The following is a 19,692-nucleotide window of genomic DNA, read 5'->3' as shown; positions in this document are numbered from 1 at the left end:
TACGTCATTCTTCCGACTTGAAGCCAGACGCAAGGACGATTGGTTTCCAAGCATTGCTTTCGTCGCAGATCAATTTGCTATACTGATCCGGGCGGCACGAAATGGCTTCAATCGCCACTTTATGAAATCCCGCGATCAGCGCCGCATCTCCCATGGCGGCTCGAACTGCGTCGGCCAGTTCAGAGGATATTGCGTCAGGCGTTTTAGGCGGCAAGAAGAGCCCGTAGGTGGCTGTTCCGACAACAGTAGGATATCCGCTTTCCGTAAACGTCGGAACTTGCGGCAGGAAACGCGACCGAGTCGCACTGGTCACGGCAAGAAGACGATAGTAAGCGGATCCTTCGGTGCTGAGGAAGTCTCCAATTACACCCAGATAGCCGGCTATATGACCTCCAAGCATATCTTGAAACGCCGCAGCCGCCCCTTTGTAGGGTACGTGAGTCATGTTGACACCTGCAGCTTGCTCAAAGCTGAAGCCTAGGAAATGCGCTGAGGAGCCGGCGGCCGTTGACGCGTAGGAAATCCCTTGCGGCTGGGTCTTGGCCCATGCGACAAAATCTCGAAGAGTGTTCACCGAAGTTGGCACTGCAGAACTCACCGCGAAAGCGCAAGATACTTCCGCGACAGTACTCAACGGTTTGAAATCGTTCACGACGTCGTAGCCAAGCTTTTCGTACACGTGCGGATAAATCGTCATTGTCGAAGTTGTGGTACAAAGCATGACGGAGCCGTCGCTGTTCTCGCGCTTGAGTTGCGCATTTGCGATACGACCAGCGGCTCCCGGCCGGCTCTCGACTATGTAGTTTTTACCCTGCGCGCGAAGGGCCTCTGCAATCCGCCTCGCAGTTACGTCCATAGTTCCGCCAGCAGGAAAGCCAATGATGATTTTTCCTAGCCGAGCATTTTGGGCACGCGAGACGCTTGCTAGACTCAAGTGGCCACACGCGAGTCCGAGGACCGATGCGAACTGACGACGAGTGAGATTCTCCAAAATTGTAACCCCAAAAGATTAAGCGCGGTATCTGCAAATACTGGCGACCGCGCCATGGTCGCACAGACCACCTTTGTCGCATCGACGAGTCGCCATCCATCGAGCAGAGGCCGACGCGGCCTCAATGCCGTTCGGAAACCAGACGAAGTTGCAATCGTGTCCGGTTGGGGCGATGTCCATCACGACCCCGAAGCACGCCCTTACAAATCGCTCCTACGTCGCCTCTATGCAAAGTTACTAGACAGATCGTTGCTTCGTCAACTAATAATTCAGACAAGGAAAGTTCGACCGATCCATCTGGTGGTAAGAATTTATGAGCATAATAGTAACCGGCGCTTCTGGCTCCTTAGGGCTTGAAGTAGTGCAAGCCCTTCTCCGTCAGGTATCTGCATCTGATTTGATTTTGGTCAGTCGATCGCCAGACAAACTTCAGGGATTTGCGGCGAGAGGAGCCTCGGTGCGATACGGGGATTTTTCCGAGCCGGATACGCTGCTATCAGCGTTCGACGGTGGCCGGAGCGCACTAATCATCAGCACGATGCCACCAGGTACGAATAGGGTCGCTCAGCACAGGAATGCTTTTGGCGCCGCGCGGCGAGCCGGTGTGCATAACATTGCTTACACATCCTACCCTAATCCGGTGGAGGGAAACCCAGCACCGCCAGTCGCCAGCCATCGGGCCAGTGAAGCCGATCTCACTCGACTTGACGTAGGTTGGACAGTTCTCCGCAACGCGCTTTTTTCGGACTGGCGGCTCCGCCTAGCGCAACGTTACATCGCACAGGGACAGTGGACGACCAACATCGGAGACGGTGCTCATGCCTATGTTACGCGCAGAGACTGTGCGGAAGCTGCTGCCGCGGTGTTGATCGCGAAAGACTCCCGACACCACGGTCAGACCTACGAACTGACCGGTCCAGCGCTCCTCGGTCGATCGGATATTCTGTCGCTGCTCGAAGAGTTCGGGCGACGTTCGATCAAGTGCGTTCAGGTGAACGACGACGACTACGAGCGATACCGGGTCGAGTTCGAGGCAGATCCGGCGAACTCTGAATATTTTGAGCTCTGGACTGCCACCGGTGAAGCGATAAGGCGTGGATATCTAAATCAACACACGACGGCGGTCCGAGACCTGACGGGCTTGGAACCAATATCTCTACGGTGCTTGTTCGAACAACGTGAACTAGACGTTCAAAGATAGATCGCGTCCCTTCGCAACTGCTCGATTTGACAATCGGCGGCATCGGTCGGTATGGCGCTCGCTGGAGGGCGATACAATCAAACGTCAAAGAACACCGTCTCCTTGTCGCCCTGCAGACGAACGTCGAAAGTGTAGGCACCGTTTCCGCGGCGCTTTGCGATCAACGTTTCCCAACGGTCGATCGGCACCAGGGCCAGAACAGGATCGGCCGCATTGGCCGCTTCATCCTCGAAATAGATACGGGTGTAAAGGTGCAGCGGAATGCCGCGAGCGAACACCGCGAGCACTATGTGCGGCGCCTGTGGCTTGCAGTCGGCATCAGGGACGATACCGGGCTTGATGGTGTCGAAGGCGAAGCTGCCATTCGTAGTGGTGCCGACGCGGCCGAATCCCTTGAACGATGAATTGACCAGCGCGCGCCTATCCTGCGGATCTGAAAAGCAACCCTGCGCGTCGGCCTGGCATATCTCCAGCATACAATCGACTACCGGCGCCCCGTCGCCGTCAGAGACGACGCCGGCAATGCGGATGCGATCGCCCGACGTGTCGGGCGTCGCTAAATTGCCAGTGAACGCGTCGTCCCATTTATAATCGCCGTTAGGGGTCAGGCCATACGCGAAATACGGTCCCACGGTCTGCGACGGCGTCACTCCATCAAGATCCTGGTTCGACACCTACTTGGTCTCCCCATCGGCGTAGCCTTACGCCCGCGCAATACGATGTTGAAGCGATAGCACAGCGCCCAACCGGGCTGAGTGCTGTCGAGATCGAACGACGTCATCCGCGCCCGCGCGGTCTCGTCCACGACCGAATTGAATATCGGATCGAACGGGAACAGCGGATCACCCGGGAAATACATCTGCGTCACCAGGCGCGAAGGAGTGACCGAACACGGAGAAGTGGATGTGGGCCGGACGCCAGGCGTTGTGATGGTTGCCCCACGGGTAAGCGCCGGGCCTGATTGTGACGAAGCTGTAGTGGCCTTTCGGATCCGTCTGCGCGCGGCCAGCTCCGGTGAAGTTCGGATCGAGCGGCGCCGGATGCTGGTCGGCCACGTGAACGTAGCGCCCACAGGCATTGGCCTGCCAGAGTTCGACCAGCGCGTCCGGTACGCCGCGGCTATCCTCGTCGAGAACGTGCCCGTGTACAATGATCCGCTCGCCGATCGGCTCGCTTTTGCCGTGGACCGTCAGGTCGTGATCGTGCTCGCGCACCTTCTCATGACCGTAGACCGGACCGGTGAGTTCGGAGAGCGTGTGCCGCATCGGGATCAGCGCCTTGGTCGGCGAGCGCTTGAGAGTGCTTCGATACGAAGCAAAATGTCGCGAAGGATGAATATCATTTGCCGAGGTTGGGTAGATCATTTCGATGTGCTTGCCTTTCATCGCAGATACGCCACCGGCACACCTACTTCGAGGCTTTGAAGTCGTATGAAATGCGTCCTGCCGGAAGGTAAAACAAGGCGATCACTGCACCGCCTCTGACCTCCGGGTAATGTCGGCTTCCGGGTTCGGGCGCCGTCCAGCCTGGGCCCTGCCAACCTTGCAATCCCCTCAGTTGGGCGCTCTTGTCGACGGGAACTACGAGGTTGAGTTCACCATAGGGATGGCCGTGGAATTGCCCTCGTAGCACATCGTGATGGTCCTCGTCTCGAAAACTGCGAGAATGAGAGCTATTCATGTAGACCGCAGTGATGCTGAAATGGTATGTTTCGGAGACCGGCTCCATTAGGCGACTGCGACGGTAGTTGGGACCATCCACTTCCTCATTCGCTGCCCATCCCTGTTCGACGCCTGATTTGACGAGACGAGAAAGTTCTCGGTACAGGTCGCTTTCCTCACCGTATTTGTCGTTGAGCCATCGCTCCATTTCTACCCCTGGAGTCATGTCTTTGACTTCGCGGAGAAACGGAATACTGCGTTCGATAAGATCTTCCTTTTTATCATCGCGAACCCCAGCGCAATTCGCTCGGCTCAAGCCGAACTCATTCAAAACTTTTCGGCGATCGAAAGTCATTCGTCTGATCGGTCGACCTGCAACTCTTCTCTATTTTGCCAATCAGAAGAGTTCGAAATATTCGCGCTGCTCCCATTCGCTGATCTCCGACTGGAAGCGGTCGATCTCGGCATTCTTGATGTGGACGTAGTAATCAACGAATTGCCTACCTAAGCTGTCCTTAAAAAAAGAATCGTCTCGCAGGGCGAGTACTGCCTCGCGCAAAGTGGTCGGGAGAAGGGCCGCCTTGGTCTCGTAAGGCGTATCTGCCGAAGCTCCCGGATCTAACGCGCGGTCGATGCCATCCAGACCCGCCAATATTTGTGATGCCATGTACAAGAAGGGATTGGCCGCCGGCTCGCCGATCCTGTTTTCCAGGCGGGTCGCTTGATCGTTGGGTCCACCAAGCACCCGGATCATCACACCACGATTGTCTCGGCCCCAGATGGCCCTATCCGGGGCAAGCGAATAGGAGCGATACCGCTTGTAGCCGTTGATCGTCGGGGTCGAGAAAACCGCGGAAGCGCGGGCATGCTCCAAGAGACCAGCCATGTAGCATTTGCCGAGCTTGGACAGGCCATCAGGCTCGCTGGTCATGAAGACGTTTGCATTGTCCCTTCGCGAGACGAGCGATTGATGCAGATGCCACCCAGACGACATCACATTGGGTATGCGTGGCCGGCACATGAATGTCGCGTGATAACCGTTACGGATGCATATCTGCTTCACCGCCGTCCGGAACAGGACCATTGTATCGGCCGGTTCTAGGCCTATGGTCGGCTGGAAGACAAATTCACACTGGCTGGGTCCATACTCGACCTCGATCGAGCGAAGTGGTAGACCTAGCGCGGCCACGTCCTGCCTGATCAATTCAAGCGCCGGCTCCATTTGGTCGTAACGCTGTTCGGTCAGATACTGGTAGCCCTGCGAAAGCAGACTTATCTCCGGCGGCTCTCCTGGCCTGCCTGGATTACCAGCATCCGCAAGGGCAAGTCGAGGATTCTCGACCTTGAAGATATGGCATTCAACTTCCAAGCCCGCCTTGAAGTCGTATCCTCTATCCGCGAGTCGTCCGAGTACGTTGCGGTAGAGGCCTCGCGAATCGAACGGGACTGAACGCCCGTCGGAGAAATAGAGGTCGCAAAGCACCCAACCGGTCCCAGGGACCCAAGGGAGAATCTTGAACGTCGACGGGTCGGCAACCATTATGATGTCGCCGCCACCTTGCATTTCGCTCATCCCGAAGCCGCCACCGGTGGTGAAGACAGGAAAGACCGTACGGTGGGACGTGTCCTTCGCGAGCAACGTTGTCGTTATCGAACAACCGCTCTCAATGGACGCGAGAGCCTCGGAAGCGACGAGAGCCTTTCCGCGTAAGATGCCGTGCTGGTCGGCAAAGGACAGCCGTATCGTGTGGAGCTCCCGGTCCTCGACCAATCGCTTCATTCGGACAGCGGCTTCCCTCTGCTCGCCGGTCCAAAGACCGTGCTTTTCGACGAAGCTCAACGATGTCTCCTCGCGCTCGCGTACGATCTTCACTATTCCGCGGCCGTCAGGTGGGATGTCTTCTGGGCGATCTCAGCAGGAACCGGCGCGACCCAGGGAGCACCGCGACGACGTTTTACGTCGACTTCCATCCAATAACTCTCCCAGCCTTTTGTCGGACCGATCCCGTCCATGGTCGCCGGCCCCTGAACGCTGCGCGCGCTCGCTGCATCAAGAGACAAGAGCGGCTTGCCGCCTGACGCGACCTTCTCGATTTCCTGGCGGAGCAGACGGCGGTACTGGATGATCGCTTTGTCGGACTGCCCGAGATGCTCCCGCGTACGATCTTGAATCGGCCCCATGGACTCGACCGCCCATTGGTCGTGGACATTAATGTCCGGACCCATTCCGGTGTAGGTCTCGGTCACCTGCTCGCGTGGATCGAACCCATAGTCGTTCGACTTGTTCGTACGCGATCGATACTCGGGAAGTTCGTATAGTTCGAGACGCTGCGCGCGCATCTTCGCCCGGTCGACGGGCGTCGAATAGCTGGTGAAGATCGCGTACCAATAGCAACTCTCGTCGTCGACCGGAACGTGCCATTGGGTGATCGTCATCTCCGTGCTCATCGGGATGACAAACGCTTGCGGAAATAGCTGATTGGTGACGCGGACATGCGTGCGCTGCTCGTCGATCTCGCGCAAGGCTATCAGTCGAAGGCCATACTCGGTATTTTCGACGTTGATAATCGGGCGGTCGTATTCACGCAGGACTTTCGTCATCGGCATTTCGGAGTCAGCGGAAGCTCCGCGAAACTGCTTGCCATAGGCAACCGAAGTATCTTCGTCTTCGAAGAATCTGTGCAGGAATGAAGCATGGGCGGGGTCGATACCAACCTCCAGTGCCTGCAACCAATTGCACTCGATCAATCCCTTGAACGCGAACGTGTACTGTTGAGGTGCCGCGAAACAGTCAATTTCCGGAAATGCCGGCGGCTCTCCCTCGCCAAGATAGGCCCAAATAATTCCGCCCTTTTCAACGACCGGATACGAACGCTGCTTGATGTTCTTGCATAGAGACGAACTCGCAGATTCAGCTGGCGTCTCAAGGCATTTCCCCGAGACGTCGAAGAGCCATCCATGAAATGCGCAGCGCAAACCACCGCTTTCGAGCCGGCCAAAGGCCAGATCAGCACCGCGATGCGGGCATCGCGATCGAGAAGACCGTAGTGGCCGCGGTCATCCCTAAAAAGCACGAGGCTTTCGCCGAGAAGCTTGACCGGTTTGATCGGACGACTGCCGTCCAATTCGTCGAGGAGAGCCGCGGGCTGCCAATACATTCGTAACAGTTTGCCTGCGGCGGTCTTGGGTCCAGTGCGGCTGATGTGGTCGTTTTGCTCTTGGCTCATCATAGTTGCGGCTCCTCTCTAGAAGTTCTTCTCTCCGGACTGCTTCCGGGCCGGTCAGCCGTTCCACACCGTCGTCCGCTAGTGCACCTCAGGACCCAAGGCATCGGCGGAGGCTTTCCAAGATTCGAATGGAATATCGATCGACCTGTCGACCTGCTTCGTACAGAAATTCGCTTGAGCGATGACCCTTTCTCCCTGCGCGCCAAACGCTTTAGTCAAGTCAATTGGAGCCCCGCCTTCCGCTGCACGACAACGGGCGGGATGAGAAAAGCACTCAACCGCTTCATCCCCTCCCCGGCGCGGGCTCTGGTTCGCTGGCCGCGTCCGCTCGGCGCTGCGGCCCCATAAACGACGTCCACGGTCCATCGACATCGAGCAATCCCATAAATTAGTTGACTCGTCAACTTATATTGTATGGATGTGAGTGCTGTGTTCACTGGCTAGGGAAACGCGTATGCGGATTAGGTTTGTTCAACCAGACGGCACGGAAAAATGCGTGAATGAAGACCCAGGCGTAAGCGTTATGGTGGCGGCCATACGTCATGGCGTCGCGGGCATAAATGGCGACTGCGGTGGCAGTATGGATTGCGCAACCTGTCACGTCTACCTAGACGAAGCGCAGTCGAAGCTAGTGCCTCCCCAACCAGTCACGAAATCGACTTGTTGTCGGCTGTCGTCGCCGAGCGAAGGCCGACCAGCCGCCTGAGCTGCCAGTTGAGGCCGTTCGACCGGTCCGACGAGTTGATCGTCCACGTACCGGATGCACAATAAATGAAGGGGCTCGTCGTAGTCGGGGCCTCTTACGCGGGCGTTCAAGCCGCACTGACCGCACGCGATGCCGGCTTCGCGAAACCGATTGCGATCGTCGGCGATGAACCATGCCTGCCTTATCAAAGACCTCCCCTTTCGAAGGACTATCTCCTAGACAACGCCAGCGAGCAGAGCCTGTTCTTGCGCGACAATGCCTTCTTCGGTGCCAAGGGTATCGAGTTGATCCTCGGCAGCCGCGTCATCGACATCGACTTGCGTGACCGTCGCGCGATTCTCGAGCGAGGCAGCGTCCTCGGCTTCGAACAGCTAGTCATTGCCGCGGGATCCCGCGCCCGCCGTTTGGAGGTTCCAGGAGGCCATTTGGAGGGAGTTTGCTATCTCCGATCGCTCTCAGATGCGGCTCATCTTAAAATGCGGTTGAAGCAAGCTGAGGACGTCGTCATCATCGGCGGAGGATTTATCGGCCTCGAAGTGGCGGCCTCCGCGACGAAATTGGGCAAGAAGGTGGTTCTAATCGAGGCGGGCCATCGTCTCCTGGAACGGGCTACCTCTCCGGTCGTATCGAGCTTCCTCTTGGATGCTCATCTGCGGGCCGGCGTCGAAATCCGGCTTCTCGAAACGGTGGCAGCCTTCGAAGGCGCTCGCGGGAAATTGTCCACCGTGCTTCTTAGCAGCGGATCGAAAGTTCGCGCCGACATGGTCGTTGTCGGGATCGGCGGCATCGCGAACGACGAACTTGCTCGCAAGGCGGGGCTCAATTGCACCAACGGAGTTACGGTCAGTGCACACGGAATGACGGACGTCGATGGAGTATTTGCATGCGGCGATTGCGCATACCACTTCAATCGGTTCAGCAAGACCTGGACGAGGCTAGAGTCAGTCCAGAACGCTCAAGATCAAGCTAAAGCCGCCGGGTTGGCGATCGCAGGCAAACACAGCCCCGACATCAGCGTACCCCGCTTTTGGTCGGATCAGTTCGATTTGAAGCTGCAGACCACTGGCATCGCAGGAAGCTTCGATGCAGCGGTCGTCAGAGGGACGGTCGATACCGGCAGATTTTCAACATTCTATTTCAAGGACGGCTGTCTGCTTGCAGTAGACAGCATCAATCGACCAGGAGATCAACTTGTCGCACGGCGGCTCATTGCAGCGGGTGTCTCTCCGTCACAAGGAGAGGCCGCGGACATTTCCTTCGACCTGAAATCGTTGGTAACGCCGTAACCCACAGATCAGTGTGACGTCACGGCTGCGCCATAGTCGCCGCAGCCGACATAGGTGAACGTGGTGATGTCGTTTCGAACGGAAGAAGATCGACCGGTTCCTCCCGCTCCCGAGGAACATGCCGTCGTATGCATCGCCTCAACCAGAGAATCGAGATCGAGGCTCGTACCTACCTCAGTCGCTTTTTGTAAGCGAGCGAGTCCATGTCGCGGATGTCAACGCTCAGACTGGTCACCGCCGCGCATCTCGAGGTGAGAACTTCGCGCAACCGCACGCTCAGCTCGACCTTCTGCGCAGAATTTCGCCCCTCAAGCAGATAGACAGTCACATGTACGAAACTATCCTGCTTCCCCGCGACTAGATAGTGCTCGTAGGGCTGAGCCCTGATCTTCACGTCTTCGGCCTTCATGACGCCGGTGCGCCAAGCGGCATCCGCCAACTCCAACAACAGTTCAGATATCCTCTCAGGATCGAAGGATCCATCCGAATAGTCAACCACCAAATGCGGCATGGTGCACTTTCGCCCTTCGTTCAGGATATTACGCGTCGCCCAAGCGCGAATGATCGGTCCCTTCATGGACGATCTGTCCTTCGACGATCGTTCGGAGGACCTGGATATCCTTGATCAGATCGTCGGGAATTCTCATGATGTTGTCCGAGATAACGATCATATCGGCATATTTGCCGGTCTCGATCGAGCCAATTTGCTTCTCCGAAAATGAATACCGCGAAGCCGCACTGGTGTAGAGTCGTATGGCCTCCTCGCGAGTAATCCGCTCGCTGGCCCCGTAGAGTATCCCGTCCTTGTCGCGGCGCGTAACCATCACATACATGTTGACGAACGGATTGAGGGAGTTGATCGGGTAGTCTGTCCCCTGGCCTACGGCATCCAATCCCATGACATCGATCATTGTTCTCATCGGGAATGCCCGGTCCGCGGTCGCCTTGCCAAGAAATCCCGCAACGGCCCCGGCCTTGTCCCATAGAAACGTGGTCTGTGCGTCAACTCGAACGTCCAGCCGCTTTGCGCGCTCCATCTGGTCTCGTCGCATGAGACTGCCGTGGATTATGACGAACCGCCTTCCCTTGATCGACCGCTCGCCGTCGGCCAATTGATAAGCGTCGAGGACGCGGTCGATCGCCGCATCGCCGACGGCATGAACTCCCACACGCCAACCGTAACGATTGGCAATCGTTACCAGCGCGTTGAATCTAGTCGGCTCGATCACGATTGTGCCCTTGTAGAGGGGATCTCCTGGATATCCGTCTCTCATTGCCGCCGTGCGCAACGTCATTCCCCCGTCTATCTGCAGTTTTACGCCGGAAAGGCTGAGCCAGCTGTCGCCAAAGTCGGAGGCTACGCCGATCTTCGAGAAGAATGCTTCCCACTCATCGATGGTCACGTCCGGATTGAGGCTGCCTGTGGGGGCAAACATCGCGCTGATGCGCAGCGACGCGCGGCCGCTCATTCTCACCCGTTGATGCGCTCTAAACGTTTCGGGACCAACAGCCGCCGAAATCGCGGAAGTCAGACCAAACTTGTTAAAAAGGCGCATCGCGGACAGCAACTGCTCGTCCCTCTGCTGATCGGACCATCCCGGGAGCAGGCTTTGGACTAGGTCCTCCGCAGCTTCTTCGAGTATCCCGCTTGGTTCCCCCGTCAATTCATCGCGATGGATGGTACCTCCCGCGGGATCCAGAGTGTTCTTCGTTATACCAGCGAGGGCGAGGGCATGAGAGTTGACGAGCGTGAAGTGTCCAATCGGCAGACTAACCGGATTATCCGGACACACGGAATCCAGTTCTTTACGGGTGAGAAAGCGCCCTTCCGCTAATTGTGCTACGGGGTGCCATTGACCGCCTCTGATCCACTCGCCCTTCCGGAGAGTAGCGGCGTATTCGGCTATCCGCCCGAGCGCCTCGCGAACGCTTCGGACGTCGTTCAGTCGCACGGTGCACTTTTCGAGGCCCGCCCTCTCGACGTGAGCGTGAGTGTCTATAAGACCCGGCAGCACGGTCCGCCCCTCCAGGTCGACGATGTTCGTCCGTGGACCTGCAAGCGGAAGCACATCTTTGGTCGTCCCGACGGCCATAAATCGTCCGTCCCGTACGGCGACCGCATTCGCCACGCTGAAGCGATCATCGACGGTAAGGATGTTGCCGTTCGCGAAGATCGTGTCCGGCGCTAGGACCTCGCGGATCGTCAGGGCGGCCCCGTCATCTGCAGCCATTTTGGCGCCTTGCTTGCTTTGTTGATTCGTCAACTATATAGCTAGAACAAGTATCTAGGATAACACTGACGTATTGGACGCCACAAAATCAACCCCGGAAAGGCGAGCTTCCTGATGCCGAAGACCGTCGTAATAGCCACTGATGCCCCGGTGACCGGTTTCACGGACCGTGCCGTTGCGTCGCCGATCGCTCAAGCCGTCCGCTTCGATAAAATGTTGTTCGTCTCTGGTCAGGGTCCTCTCGATCCGCTTACGAAGCAGGTGGTGGAAGGCGACATTGAAGCCCAGACTCACCGGACGCTTTCCAACTTGCGCAACGTACTGGCGGCGGCCGGCGCAGATTTCTCGAACGTGGTGAATATGCGCGTCATCCTGCGAGACGTGCGCGACTTCGGGAAGTTTAATGAAGTCTTCCGCAAAGAGATCGGCGTCGAGAGGGTCTCGCGAACCTGCGTGGGGGAACTCCCCACCGCGATGGCGTCAATGTCGAGATCGACTGCGTCGCGATGTTCGATCAGTCAACATGATCCGCATAGACACCCACCATCATTTTTTCCCGCCAGGGTATGCGGAAAAAATCGGGGATGAAGCGATTGCGGGCTTTCTGGTTTCCGGTCGCGTCCCGCAGTGGGATGCCAGCCGATCGCTCGAAGTGCTCGATCGCAACGGCATTGCGACAGCTCTCTTGTCGCTCTCCTCTCCGGCGGTCAGCCCGGTTCATTCCGCGAGTAGGGCAAAACTGGCTCGCTCCTGCAACGAATACGCTGCAACGCTGAATCGCGACCATCCAGGCAGATTTGGGTCGCTTGCGACACTTCCACTGCCGGATATCGACCAAAGTCTTGAAGAAATCCAGTATGCGTCCCGGGATCTTCAGTGCGACGGTTTTTGCCTGCTGAGCAATTATCAAGGCCGCTATCTCGGGGACGCGTGCTTTGCGCCGATCTTCGAGGAATTGGATCGTCACGCATCGGTCGTCTTCGTACATCCTACGATGCCGGAACCTCAACCTTTTTCGGTCAATCTGCCTGCCGCATCCATCGAGTTCCCGTTCGACACAACTCGCGCCGTGGCCAGTCTCCTCTTCTCGGGCACTTTCGTGCGCTACTCAAATGTACGCTTCGTGTTCGCCCATGCAGGCGGCACCATTCCGCTGCTCTCAGCGCGGCTGGCCCGTCTAGAATCTCAAGCCCGGTTCCGCGATGCTGTTCCAGGCGGCGTCCTGGCCTCGCTCAAAGCGCTCTACTTCGATACAGCCCTGTCGGTCGACCCGTACACGGCGGCTGCGCTACTGCGCTTCGCTTCGCCTAGTCGCATCGTGTTCGGAAGTGATTTCCCACACGCAGGAACGCAGATCGTGGACACCGCCCTCTCAGATCTTCGAGCCGCCGTTCCCGATTTGGACGTGCTAGAAGCCATCGAGCATATCAACGCCAGGGCACTCCTGGACAAACGAAGCGGTTAGGATCAAAGCCTACGGTTTGGCCATCACGTTTCCGCACTCCTTGCATGTTCGCGCGGCTTCGCTTTCGAAGAAATTCCGGTATGCCTGCGAAACAGGGTCAGCCCGGTAGTCCGACACAGTAAAAACCTCCTCGTGCAGGAACTGATCGCACTTAGGACAGAACCAGTGAAATCTGTCGACCTCTCCCGTCCGCCGACCCCGTTCGACGATGAGTGCAAACGCGTCCGGCGGGAACCGTGGGGAATGGGGAGTTCCCGCCGGCATGAAGTTGACCGCACCCTCCGGAATGACAAGAACCTCCTCTCTACCTTCCGGCGTCCGGAAGTGAAGATTCATTGTCCCACTGATCATGTAAGTAAACTCATCGCTTTCGTTTATGTGAAATTCGCTTCTGTATTCGCGACCACGCGCTACAAACGCCAGCGACTCCGGTTCCTGCCAGAGCACTGCCACGCGCCTTTGCGTATTCCGAAGTTCAAAAGTGACTTCATCCAACTTCACGAGCGGAAGACAATTGAGCATGAACCCCTCCTAGTGGTTTGCTTCTAATAAGCGAAGAAAAGCCGTCAATTTTCCGCTGCAAACGACCCGCCGCTGAATACGACTCGCCCGTTCACGACCGTCAGTTCGGCCGTGATGTCCTTAATGTCTTTCTCGGGCACGGTCATCGGATCGCCAGACAAAACTGCCATGTCCGCGAACTTTCCTTCTTCCAACGTCCCCTTATCCAGTTCCTCGAAGGTGTAGTGCGACGCTGCACTGGTGTAGAGACGCAGCGCCTGCTCGCGGCTTATCGCTTCGTTGAGGCCGTACGCTCTTCCTGTCGCGTCCATGCGCGTCACCATGACGTACATGTTGACGAACGGATTGAGAGTGTTGACCGGATAATCCGTTCCCGCCCCGAGGCTTTCGATCCCAAGCACATCGATCAGACTTTTGGCAGGAATAGCGCGCTGTGCTCGCTCAGCGCCCAACGCGTCCGACACCGCGGATGCCCGATTCCACATGAAGACGTTTTGGAAGTCGACGCGCACCCCCAACCGCTTGGCGCGCTCCATCTGATCCTTGCGGATGAGGCTTGCATGTATCAGAATAAATCGTTGCCCTAAGATCGACTTCTCCTGATCGGCCTGTTCGTAAGCATCCAGCGCATGATCGACTGCCTTGTCACCGACAGCATGCACGCCTACCCGCCAGTTATACCGATTGCAGATCGCGACGAGCTCTTTCAAACGTTCGTACGTCTGATGAGAAAATCCGCACCAGTCCGGAGCCGAATTCGGGTATGGTTCGCGCATAAGCGCGGTCTTCAACGTCATGCCCCCATCGTAAGCAATCTTTACCGCAGCGAATTTCAGCCACTCGTCTCCGAAACCTGACGATGCTCCATTGCCACGGATCGTATCTTCCCACGCCAGGTTGTCTAGAGGAGGAAACGGCCGAAACATCAGGCCGACCCGAAGCGTGGCCTGTCCGCACGACTTGATCCGATGAAGTGCCGCAATCTCGCTCGACGAAATGGCACCCGCCACCACGCTCGTAATACCGTGGGAATTGAGAACCGACTGCGCGATTTTGAACTGCGCTACCTCCTCATCCGGCGACCAGGGAGGCATCATGCGTTCAACTTTGCGAAGCGCCGTCTCAATCAGCAGACCCGTAAATTCGCCCGAAGCGTCGCGCTCGAATTTTCCGTTTGCCGGGTCCGGCGTCGCACGATCAAGCCCCAACGCTTCGAATGCACGCGTGTTGGCCATGGAAGTGTGACCGATTGCTCGCAAGTATACCGGGTTACTGGGTGCAACCCGATCGATCTCTTGGCGAGATAGATATCGCCCTTCGGTTAGTTGGGAAGGCGGATGCCAAGCGGTTCCGCGAATCCATTCTCCAGGCTTCTTCGTGGCAACGAAGGCTCGGATCAGTTCTTGGGCCTCCGGTACCGAACGCGCGGCCTTTAGATCGACCACATAATCTGCGGTGCCAACATCCCGGAGATGGAGATGAGTATCCATCAGTCCGGGGACTACCGTCTTCCCTTTGAGATCGATTTGTCGCGATCTGTCGCTCGCGATCGCCGCAATCGTCGCGTTTGTACCAAGCGCGAGAACTCGCCCGTCGCGCACGGCAATCGCTTCGGCTTTGCGGCCCGCCTTGTCCATCGTCAGGATGTTGCCGTTCAACAAGACGAGCGATGGGTCATTTACCGACGTCGATCTTTTGGCCGGATCCTGTTCAAGCCCTCGCACCGCCATTCAGGTCGCCTTTCGTTGATTAGACAACTACTTTTATAGCCTGCCGCGCCAGGTTTGTCACGAGCCGCTTCGGCGATAAAAGCTGGGCAGATTGCGACCCGCAGGGCGATAACAACGTGCTTGCGCTTCCCGGCCGCCATATAATGAGGCAATAAGGCGCCTGGTTAGAGAGGATGGGAATGAGCGCGAAATCTGATGCTGCCTGGCGCAACCTGGGCTCCGAAGGCGGGAACCTCTCGGTCTCCGATTTTATCAGCGTCAAAGTGACGGCGCTGAGCACGTTGTTGCATCGCCGCCTGACCAAGCTCTACCTCGCAGATCACGACATTGGCTTGTCCGAATGGCGAATGTTGACCCTGCTGGTTGATCGGACACCGATCTCCGCCGTCGACGTCAATTCACACTCCGGAATGGATAAGGCTCAAATCAGTCGTGCATTAGAACTCCTGTCGCAGAAAAAGATGGTTGAGCGTGTCCGCGACCCCAGTGATGGACGCCGTCAGGTGCTCTTTCTCACCAAACGTGGCAGGCAGATTTTTGACAAGATAATGAGGGATGCTCAAAAGCGGCAGGCGGCGCTGATTGGAGAGCTTACTCTTCAGGAACGCGCCGATTTTCTTCGACTACTTGAGCGAATCGGAACGATCGCGAAGACGGTCGTCCCCGAGGACGATGCGGAGGTCGAATTGGAAGACACCGTTCAGATGAAAGCACCTCCGAAAGCGCGGGCGTCCAAGAGACCGTGATGTTTGATTGCGAGCGTTCGTCGCGATGCTAGTTGATGGAAAGCGCCGCGATGTTGCTTCGAACGAACTGGTCGAACGACCGTGCAGGTCGTCCGATGATGGGTGTAAGGTCCGCGCCGACTTGAGACAAGTGCGACCCTTTCTGCTTGAGAAGGTTGTCATAAAGTTCCATCAACGCTCCCGAGCGCCATTCCGGTAGTCCTGCTCCTGATAACATATCCTTGTACTCACTCAGTGGGAGAACGGAGAGATCCACCTTGTGTCCTAGCGCGACCTCATAGGCGAGCGCGATATCGCGGCCGGATAGCGCCGCCTTGCCTGACAGCGTCAAGACCTGCCCATCGAGTTCGCCGCTGCAAGCCTTCACTGCGACTTCTGCGATGTCTTCAACATCTATGAAGCTGCACGGTGGCAATCCCTGCGGTTCGACGTATCTTCCCGCCGCGATCGATTTCCGCTGGAGCAGTGTATTCTGCATGAAAGCATTTGACCGTAGGATCACGCAATTGACCGCGCTATCCCGAAGGGCGCGCTCAACGTCTGCTGCGCTGCGCGCGAAGAAGGAAATGGGATGAGGAAGCTCCGCTCCCAGAACCGATAGCTTGACAATTCGCTTTACTCGCGAGTGGATCGCAGCCCGGATTACCCTTAGTTCATTTGCTACCTGGCAAAGGTTTGCTGGAGTTACGAGCGCTACGCTTTCCACACCTGCAAGCGCAACTTCGTGCGAGCTTACTTGCTCAAGATCAAAATACACGAACTCTTGATACGCCGTCGATCTATGTTCCTCCGGCCTCCGAACCAGCGAACGAACCTTGATTCCCTTTGAAAGCAAAGCTCTCGTCCAAGCGCTTGCGTTCAATCCGCCGGTACCAATTATCGCGACCGGGCCACTCGCTTCATTCATCGTCATTATCCGCTTCGGCGCCGCCCGCTACTTCACGAGTGGACAGCCTCCTTGGTCCAGGGGGCGGAACGCTTCGGCCGGCGGAATGGTTTGCATCAACTTCAAAACGTCATGACGCCCCGTAGACTCAGCGGGTGTCTTCACCCGGAAGACATAGAACTCATGAACTGCTCTTCCATCAATCCGAACGTCGACTTCGCCGTAAAGCGGGTCATGGATTGTGGTCTTTCGCATTTCCTTCACGACTTTCTCGCCTTCGATAGTGTCGGCCGCTTTTGCCGCTCGGAGATAAGCGAGTGTGGCCGAATATGTAGCGGATTGGTTGCTGTTCGGCACTTTACCCGGAAGCTTTTCCTGAAATCTCTTCGTCCACGTTCGGGTGCTGTCGTTCAGATCCCAGTAGAAGGGCAAGCTCACGATCAATCCCTGAGCTTCCTTCAAACCGATCCCCTCGATTTCGTTCACTTCGCCGAACAGGGCGGCGAGCTTGCGCCCATTTCCTAACAATCCGAACTCCGATGCCTGCTTGACCGAGTTCAGAAAATCATGGCCGGTATTCGCCAACGCAATCACTTTCGCCCCGGACGATTGTGCCTGCAGCAGATAAGATGCGAAATCGGCGGTATTGAGCGGGTGAGAAACAGATCCGACGATTGTCCCGCCCTGCCTCTTCACAGCTTCGGCGGTATCGCGCTGGAGCGCTTTGCCGAGTGCGTAGTCGAAGCCAATGAAAAACCAGCTATTATCGACTCCGCCGGAGATGGCTCGACTTGCGGCATTACCCAGGGCCCAAGTATCCCAAGCCCACTGCACCGTGGTCGGCTCACACTGCTTCCCGGTAAGATCGGATGAAGCCGAGCCGGAAGCCAGCGTCACTCGATTTCTCTCCTTTACGGCCGAAATCACCGCCAAAGCTACTCCAGAATTTGGAAGGTCGACGATGGCGGTGACACCATCGACGTCCATCCATTTCCGCGCGATGGTCGCTCCAATGTCTGCCTTGTTCTGATGGTCGGCCGACACAATTTCGACCTTGATGCCGCCTGCTTCCTTCGCGAAGTCCTCAGCGGCCAATTGAGCAGCCGCCAAGGATCCTTTGCCCGTCGAGTCCGAGAACGGTCCTGAAAAATCCGTGAGCACGCCCACTACGAGTTTGCTGTTGGGAATCTCGGCGCTTACTGGGGTCAGGCTGAGGGCACATAAGCAAAGGATCGCTGTCCACATCGTCGCACGCATCGATAGCTCCGTACTGTTTTCCAAGAACCTCGCGCTCTCGCAGCGCCGGTTGTTCTGCTATTCGACTGCTACGAGATCGACTTCGACCCTCAGCCCGGGACGTGGTAATCCGTTGATCACGAGCAGCGTTACCGCTGGCTTCCTGCTTCCGAGGAACCCCTCTCTCGTCTTCGAGTATTGCTCGTAGTCGCTGAAATCCACCAGGAACGTGTTCAGTTTCACCACGTTCTCCATACTCATTCCCGCCTCGTCGAGCACCGCGATGACGTTCGCAAACATCTGCTTTGTTTGCCCTTCGATGTCGGCATCGAAACTGCCGTCCAGCTTTACTCCAGAGATGCCGCCTGTGATCAGCATTCGGGAACCACTCGAGATCTCGAACGCTGTATTCCAGAATCCGAACGGCTTCAGTACTTTCGACGGCTCAATAACGCGTGTAGACATAAAACTCTCCTGATTAACCTTCTGTGACTGTGAGGAAAATGGCAGCACTATCGGGCGACATTCGCGTCGAGGACTTCACCGAATCTCGACCAACTTGTTCCGGAAAACTTTATAAGCTGCAGCTTCTCGATGGCTGCGTAGTCATCGGGAGACGTGTCAATCGTGATCCCGGGGAGCATGCCAGGCAACGTGACCCCCTTGAGATTGGCGGCCTGCTTCATGACGTTCTGGCGTGTCAGGTCATCTCCACATTGTCGCAAGACCTGCTCGAGCGCTTCTGCGTGCATGTAGCCGGTCAGCAGTAGGCCATCAGTCGGATCTGCTCCGGGGAGGTACTTCGACAGGAATGCGCGATAGTCGGAGAGCGCTTGATCCTGACTCCACACCGGATCGCTAACGTCCTTGGCATATGCTGAGGATATGATGCCTTGGGCGTTGGCGATGCCTGCGGGCCTAATCACGCCGCCGACCGACGAAGAAACATAGGAAAGAAAATGGGCGGGGCGCCAGTCGAGTTCCGCGATTTTCTTGATGGCTTGCGCCGCGAATTTCGGCGAAGCAATGTTGATGAACACATCGCTCCCTGTGCTGCGCAGCTTGACAACGTGAGAATCGATTGTCGGTTCTGAGACCTCATAGCTCTCGATTGCTACTATCGCAGATCCAGCTGACTCGCCCAGACCGTCGCGCAATCCCTTCAGGACATCCTTTCCGAAGTCGTCGTTCTGATACAGAATAGATATCTTTGCGTTCGGTAAATTTGCGACGATATACTTGGCGTAGATCCGCCCCTCGGTCTCGTAGCTTGGTACCAGCCCGATCGTCCAAGGCGCCTTCTTCGGTTCGTTCCATTTTGCCGCCCCGCTGACGACGAACAACTGCGGGATTTTCTTGGAATTCAAGTACCTCTGCACGGCGGTGTTTGACGACGTTCCCATTGAGCCGAACATCAAGAGCACTTCGTCCCCTTCGACGAGTTTTCGAGTTTGCTCGACGGCCTTCGGCGGGGAGTATCCGTCGTCGTACGAGATGAACGTCACCTTTCGACCATTGATCCCGCCCTTATCGTTGACCATCCGAAAATAGGCGTCTTCCGCTCTTCCGATCACGCCGTACGCAGACGCGGGGCCGCTATAGGGAACGAAATTGCCCACCTTGATCTCACTGTCGCTTGCGCCTGTGTCGTAATTTTTCTGAGCTGCGGCAGGCAACACTCCAAGTGCAATCAGCATGAACGTCGTCGACCAAAGAGCGCGACCGGTCACTCCCGCTCGACGGGTCACAATATTCGCGACACGCAAGAGTGAGGAACTCTTGGCTCGGATACTCGTCGTGTGAT

General features: G+C 56.9%; 18 protein-coding genes and 2 pseudogenes. 6 read left to right on the top strand and 14 right to left on the bottom strand.

Features of this window, described 5'->3' with window-relative positions; translation table 11 throughout:
- Positions 1 to 4 precede the first annotated feature (4 nt).
- Positions 5 to 856 carry a tripartite tricarboxylate transporter substrate-binding protein gene (locus BJ6T_RS10040; protein ID WP_014492230.1) on the bottom strand — a complete coding sequence of 284 codons (852 nt, stop codon included), beginning with the start codon at positions 854 to 856 and terminating at the stop codon, positions 5 to 7.
- 448 nt (positions 857 to 1,304) lie between these two features.
- Between BJ6T_RS10040 and BJ6T_RS49585 the strand changes: the two genes are divergently transcribed.
- On the top strand, positions 1,305 to 2,192 hold the full coding sequence (locus BJ6T_RS49585) for an NAD(P)H-binding protein (protein WP_063623581.1): 888 nt from the start codon (positions 1,305 to 1,307) through the stop codon (positions 2,190 to 2,192).
- Positions 2,193 to 2,269: 77 nt separating this feature from the next.
- On the opposite strand, the gene pcaG is transcribed toward BJ6T_RS49585, so the two are convergent.
- The 5 genes and pseudogenes from pcaG to BJ6T_RS10020 form a co-directional block, all read right to left on the bottom strand.
- On the bottom strand, positions 2,270 to 2,866 hold the full coding sequence (pcaG, locus tag BJ6T_RS10035) for a protocatechuate 3,4-dioxygenase subunit alpha (protein ID WP_014492228.1): 597 nt from the start codon (positions 2,864 to 2,866) through the stop codon (positions 2,270 to 2,272).
- Positions 2,839 to 3,562: pseudogene (pcaH, locus tag BJ6T_RS10030) on the bottom strand (protocatechuate 3,4-dioxygenase subunit beta). The gene pcaG and the pseudogene pcaH overlap by 28 nt, the downstream one beginning before the upstream one ends.
- A gap of 37 nt (positions 3,563 to 3,599) precedes the next feature.
- Positions 3,600 to 4,208 (bottom strand): 4-hydroxylaminobenzoate lyase, encoded by a 609-nt coding sequence (locus BJ6T_RS43200; RefSeq protein WP_014492226.1) that lies wholly within the window; start codon positions 4,206 to 4,208, stop codon positions 3,600 to 3,602.
- Positions 4,209 to 4,250: 42 nt separating this feature from the next.
- On the bottom strand, positions 4,251 to 5,693 hold the full coding sequence (locus BJ6T_RS10025) for a glutamine synthetase family protein (RefSeq protein WP_028169867.1): 1,443 nt from the start codon (positions 5,691 to 5,693) through the stop codon (positions 4,251 to 4,253).
- Between the two features lie 32 nt (positions 5,694 to 5,725).
- Positions 5,726 to 7,083, bottom strand: a pseudogene (locus BJ6T_RS10020) (aromatic ring-hydroxylating dioxygenase subunit alpha).
- Positions 7,084 to 7,534: 451 nt separating this feature from the next.
- Between BJ6T_RS10020 and BJ6T_RS48195 the strand changes: the two are divergent.
- Positions 7,535 to 7,786: a 2Fe-2S iron-sulfur cluster-binding protein gene (locus tag BJ6T_RS48195; protein ID WP_347336783.1), complete on the top strand. Its 252-nt coding sequence runs from the start codon at positions 7,535 to 7,537 to the stop codon at positions 7,784 to 7,786.
- A 65-nt stretch (positions 7,787 to 7,851) separates the two neighbouring features.
- Positions 7,852 to 9,072, top strand: coding sequence for an NAD(P)/FAD-dependent oxidoreductase (locus BJ6T_RS10015; RefSeq protein WP_014492222.1), 1,221 nt, complete (start codon positions 7,852 to 7,854; stop codon positions 9,070 to 9,072).
- Positions 9,073 to 9,241: 169 nt separating this feature from the next.
- On the opposite strand, the gene BJ6T_RS10010 is transcribed toward BJ6T_RS10015, so the two are convergent.
- Together BJ6T_RS10010 and BJ6T_RS10005 are read right to left on the bottom strand one after the other, a co-directional pair.
- The gene (locus tag BJ6T_RS10010) at positions 9,242 to 9,649 is read right to left on the bottom strand and encodes a 5-carboxymethyl-2-hydroxymuconate Delta-isomerase (RefSeq protein WP_014492221.1); all 408 of its coding nucleotides are present in this window, start codon (positions 9,647 to 9,649) and stop codon (positions 9,242 to 9,244) included.
- The gene (locus BJ6T_RS10005; RefSeq protein ID WP_225894958.1) at positions 9,612 to 11,336 is read right to left on the bottom strand and encodes an amidohydrolase; all 1,725 of its coding nucleotides are present in this window, start codon (positions 11,334 to 11,336) and stop codon (positions 9,612 to 9,614) included. Before BJ6T_RS10005 ends, BJ6T_RS10010 begins: the two co-directional genes overlap by 38 nt.
- Positions 11,337 to 11,417: 81 nt before the next feature.
- Between BJ6T_RS10005 and BJ6T_RS43190 the strand changes: the two genes are divergently transcribed.
- Both BJ6T_RS43190 and BJ6T_RS42800 read left to right on the top strand, forming a co-directional pair.
- On the top strand, positions 11,418 to 11,891 hold the full coding sequence (locus BJ6T_RS43190) for a Rid family hydrolase (RefSeq protein WP_240537959.1): 474 nt from the start codon (positions 11,418 to 11,420) through the stop codon (positions 11,889 to 11,891).
- Positions 11,827 to 12,768, top strand: coding sequence for an amidohydrolase family protein (locus BJ6T_RS42800; RefSeq protein WP_014492219.1), 942 nt, complete (start codon positions 11,827 to 11,829; stop codon positions 12,766 to 12,768). The genes BJ6T_RS43190 and BJ6T_RS42800 overlap by 65 nt, the downstream gene beginning before the upstream one ends.
- A gap of 9 nt (positions 12,769 to 12,777) precedes the next feature.
- Here the strand turns inward: BJ6T_RS42800 and BJ6T_RS09995 are convergent, their stop codons facing one another.
- Positions 12,778 to 13,290, bottom strand: coding sequence for a 3-hydroxyanthranilate 3,4-dioxygenase (locus BJ6T_RS09995; protein WP_014492218.1), 513 nt, complete (start codon positions 13,288 to 13,290; stop codon positions 12,778 to 12,780).
- Positions 13,291 to 13,334: 44 nt separating this feature from the next.
- Positions 13,335 to 15,020, bottom strand: a complete 1,686-nt coding sequence (locus BJ6T_RS09990) for an amidohydrolase (RefSeq protein WP_014492217.1) — start codon at positions 15,018 to 15,020, stop codon at positions 13,335 to 13,337.
- Positions 15,021 to 15,199: 179 nt separating this feature from the next.
- On the opposite strand from BJ6T_RS09990, the gene BJ6T_RS09985 reads away from it, so the two are divergent.
- Positions 15,200 to 15,766, top strand: coding sequence for a MarR family winged helix-turn-helix transcriptional regulator (locus BJ6T_RS09985; RefSeq protein ID WP_014492216.1), 567 nt, complete (start codon positions 15,200 to 15,202; stop codon positions 15,764 to 15,766).
- 28 nt (positions 15,767 to 15,794) lie between these two features.
- On the opposite strand, the gene BJ6T_RS43185 is transcribed toward BJ6T_RS09985, so the two are convergent.
- Genes BJ6T_RS43185 through BJ6T_RS09965 form a run of 4 tightly spaced genes read right to left on the bottom strand, consistent with a single transcriptional unit; the run spans position 15,795 to position 19,585 of the window.
- Positions 15,795 to 16,673: an NmrA family NAD(P)-binding protein gene (locus tag BJ6T_RS43185; RefSeq protein WP_160321075.1), complete on the bottom strand. Its 879-nt coding sequence runs from the start codon at positions 16,671 to 16,673 to the stop codon at positions 15,795 to 15,797.
- Between the two features lie 27 nt (positions 16,674 to 16,700).
- The gene (locus BJ6T_RS09975; RefSeq protein ID WP_014492214.1) at positions 16,701 to 17,909 is read right to left on the bottom strand and encodes an ABC transporter substrate-binding protein; all 1,209 of its coding nucleotides are present in this window, start codon (positions 17,907 to 17,909) and stop codon (positions 16,701 to 16,703) included.
- A 57-nt stretch (positions 17,910 to 17,966) separates the two neighbouring features.
- Positions 17,967 to 18,353, bottom strand: coding sequence for a RidA family protein (locus BJ6T_RS09970; protein ID WP_014492213.1), 387 nt, complete (start codon positions 18,351 to 18,353; stop codon positions 17,967 to 17,969).
- Positions 18,354 to 18,400: 47 nt separating this feature from the next.
- Entirely contained in the window at positions 18,401 to 19,585 is a 1,185-nt protein-coding gene (locus tag BJ6T_RS09965) for an ABC transporter substrate-binding protein (protein WP_043900172.1), read from the bottom strand.
- Positions 19,586 to 19,692 lie beyond the last annotated feature (107 nt).

The organism is Bradyrhizobium japonicum USDA 6 (assembly GCF_000284375.1).
Taxonomy (GTDB): Bacteria; Pseudomonadota; Alphaproteobacteria; order Rhizobiales; family Xanthobacteraceae; genus Bradyrhizobium; species Bradyrhizobium japonicum.
The sequence above is the reverse complement of the archived record's forward strand: the minus strand, read 5'-3'. Positions and strand labels throughout refer to the sequence as shown.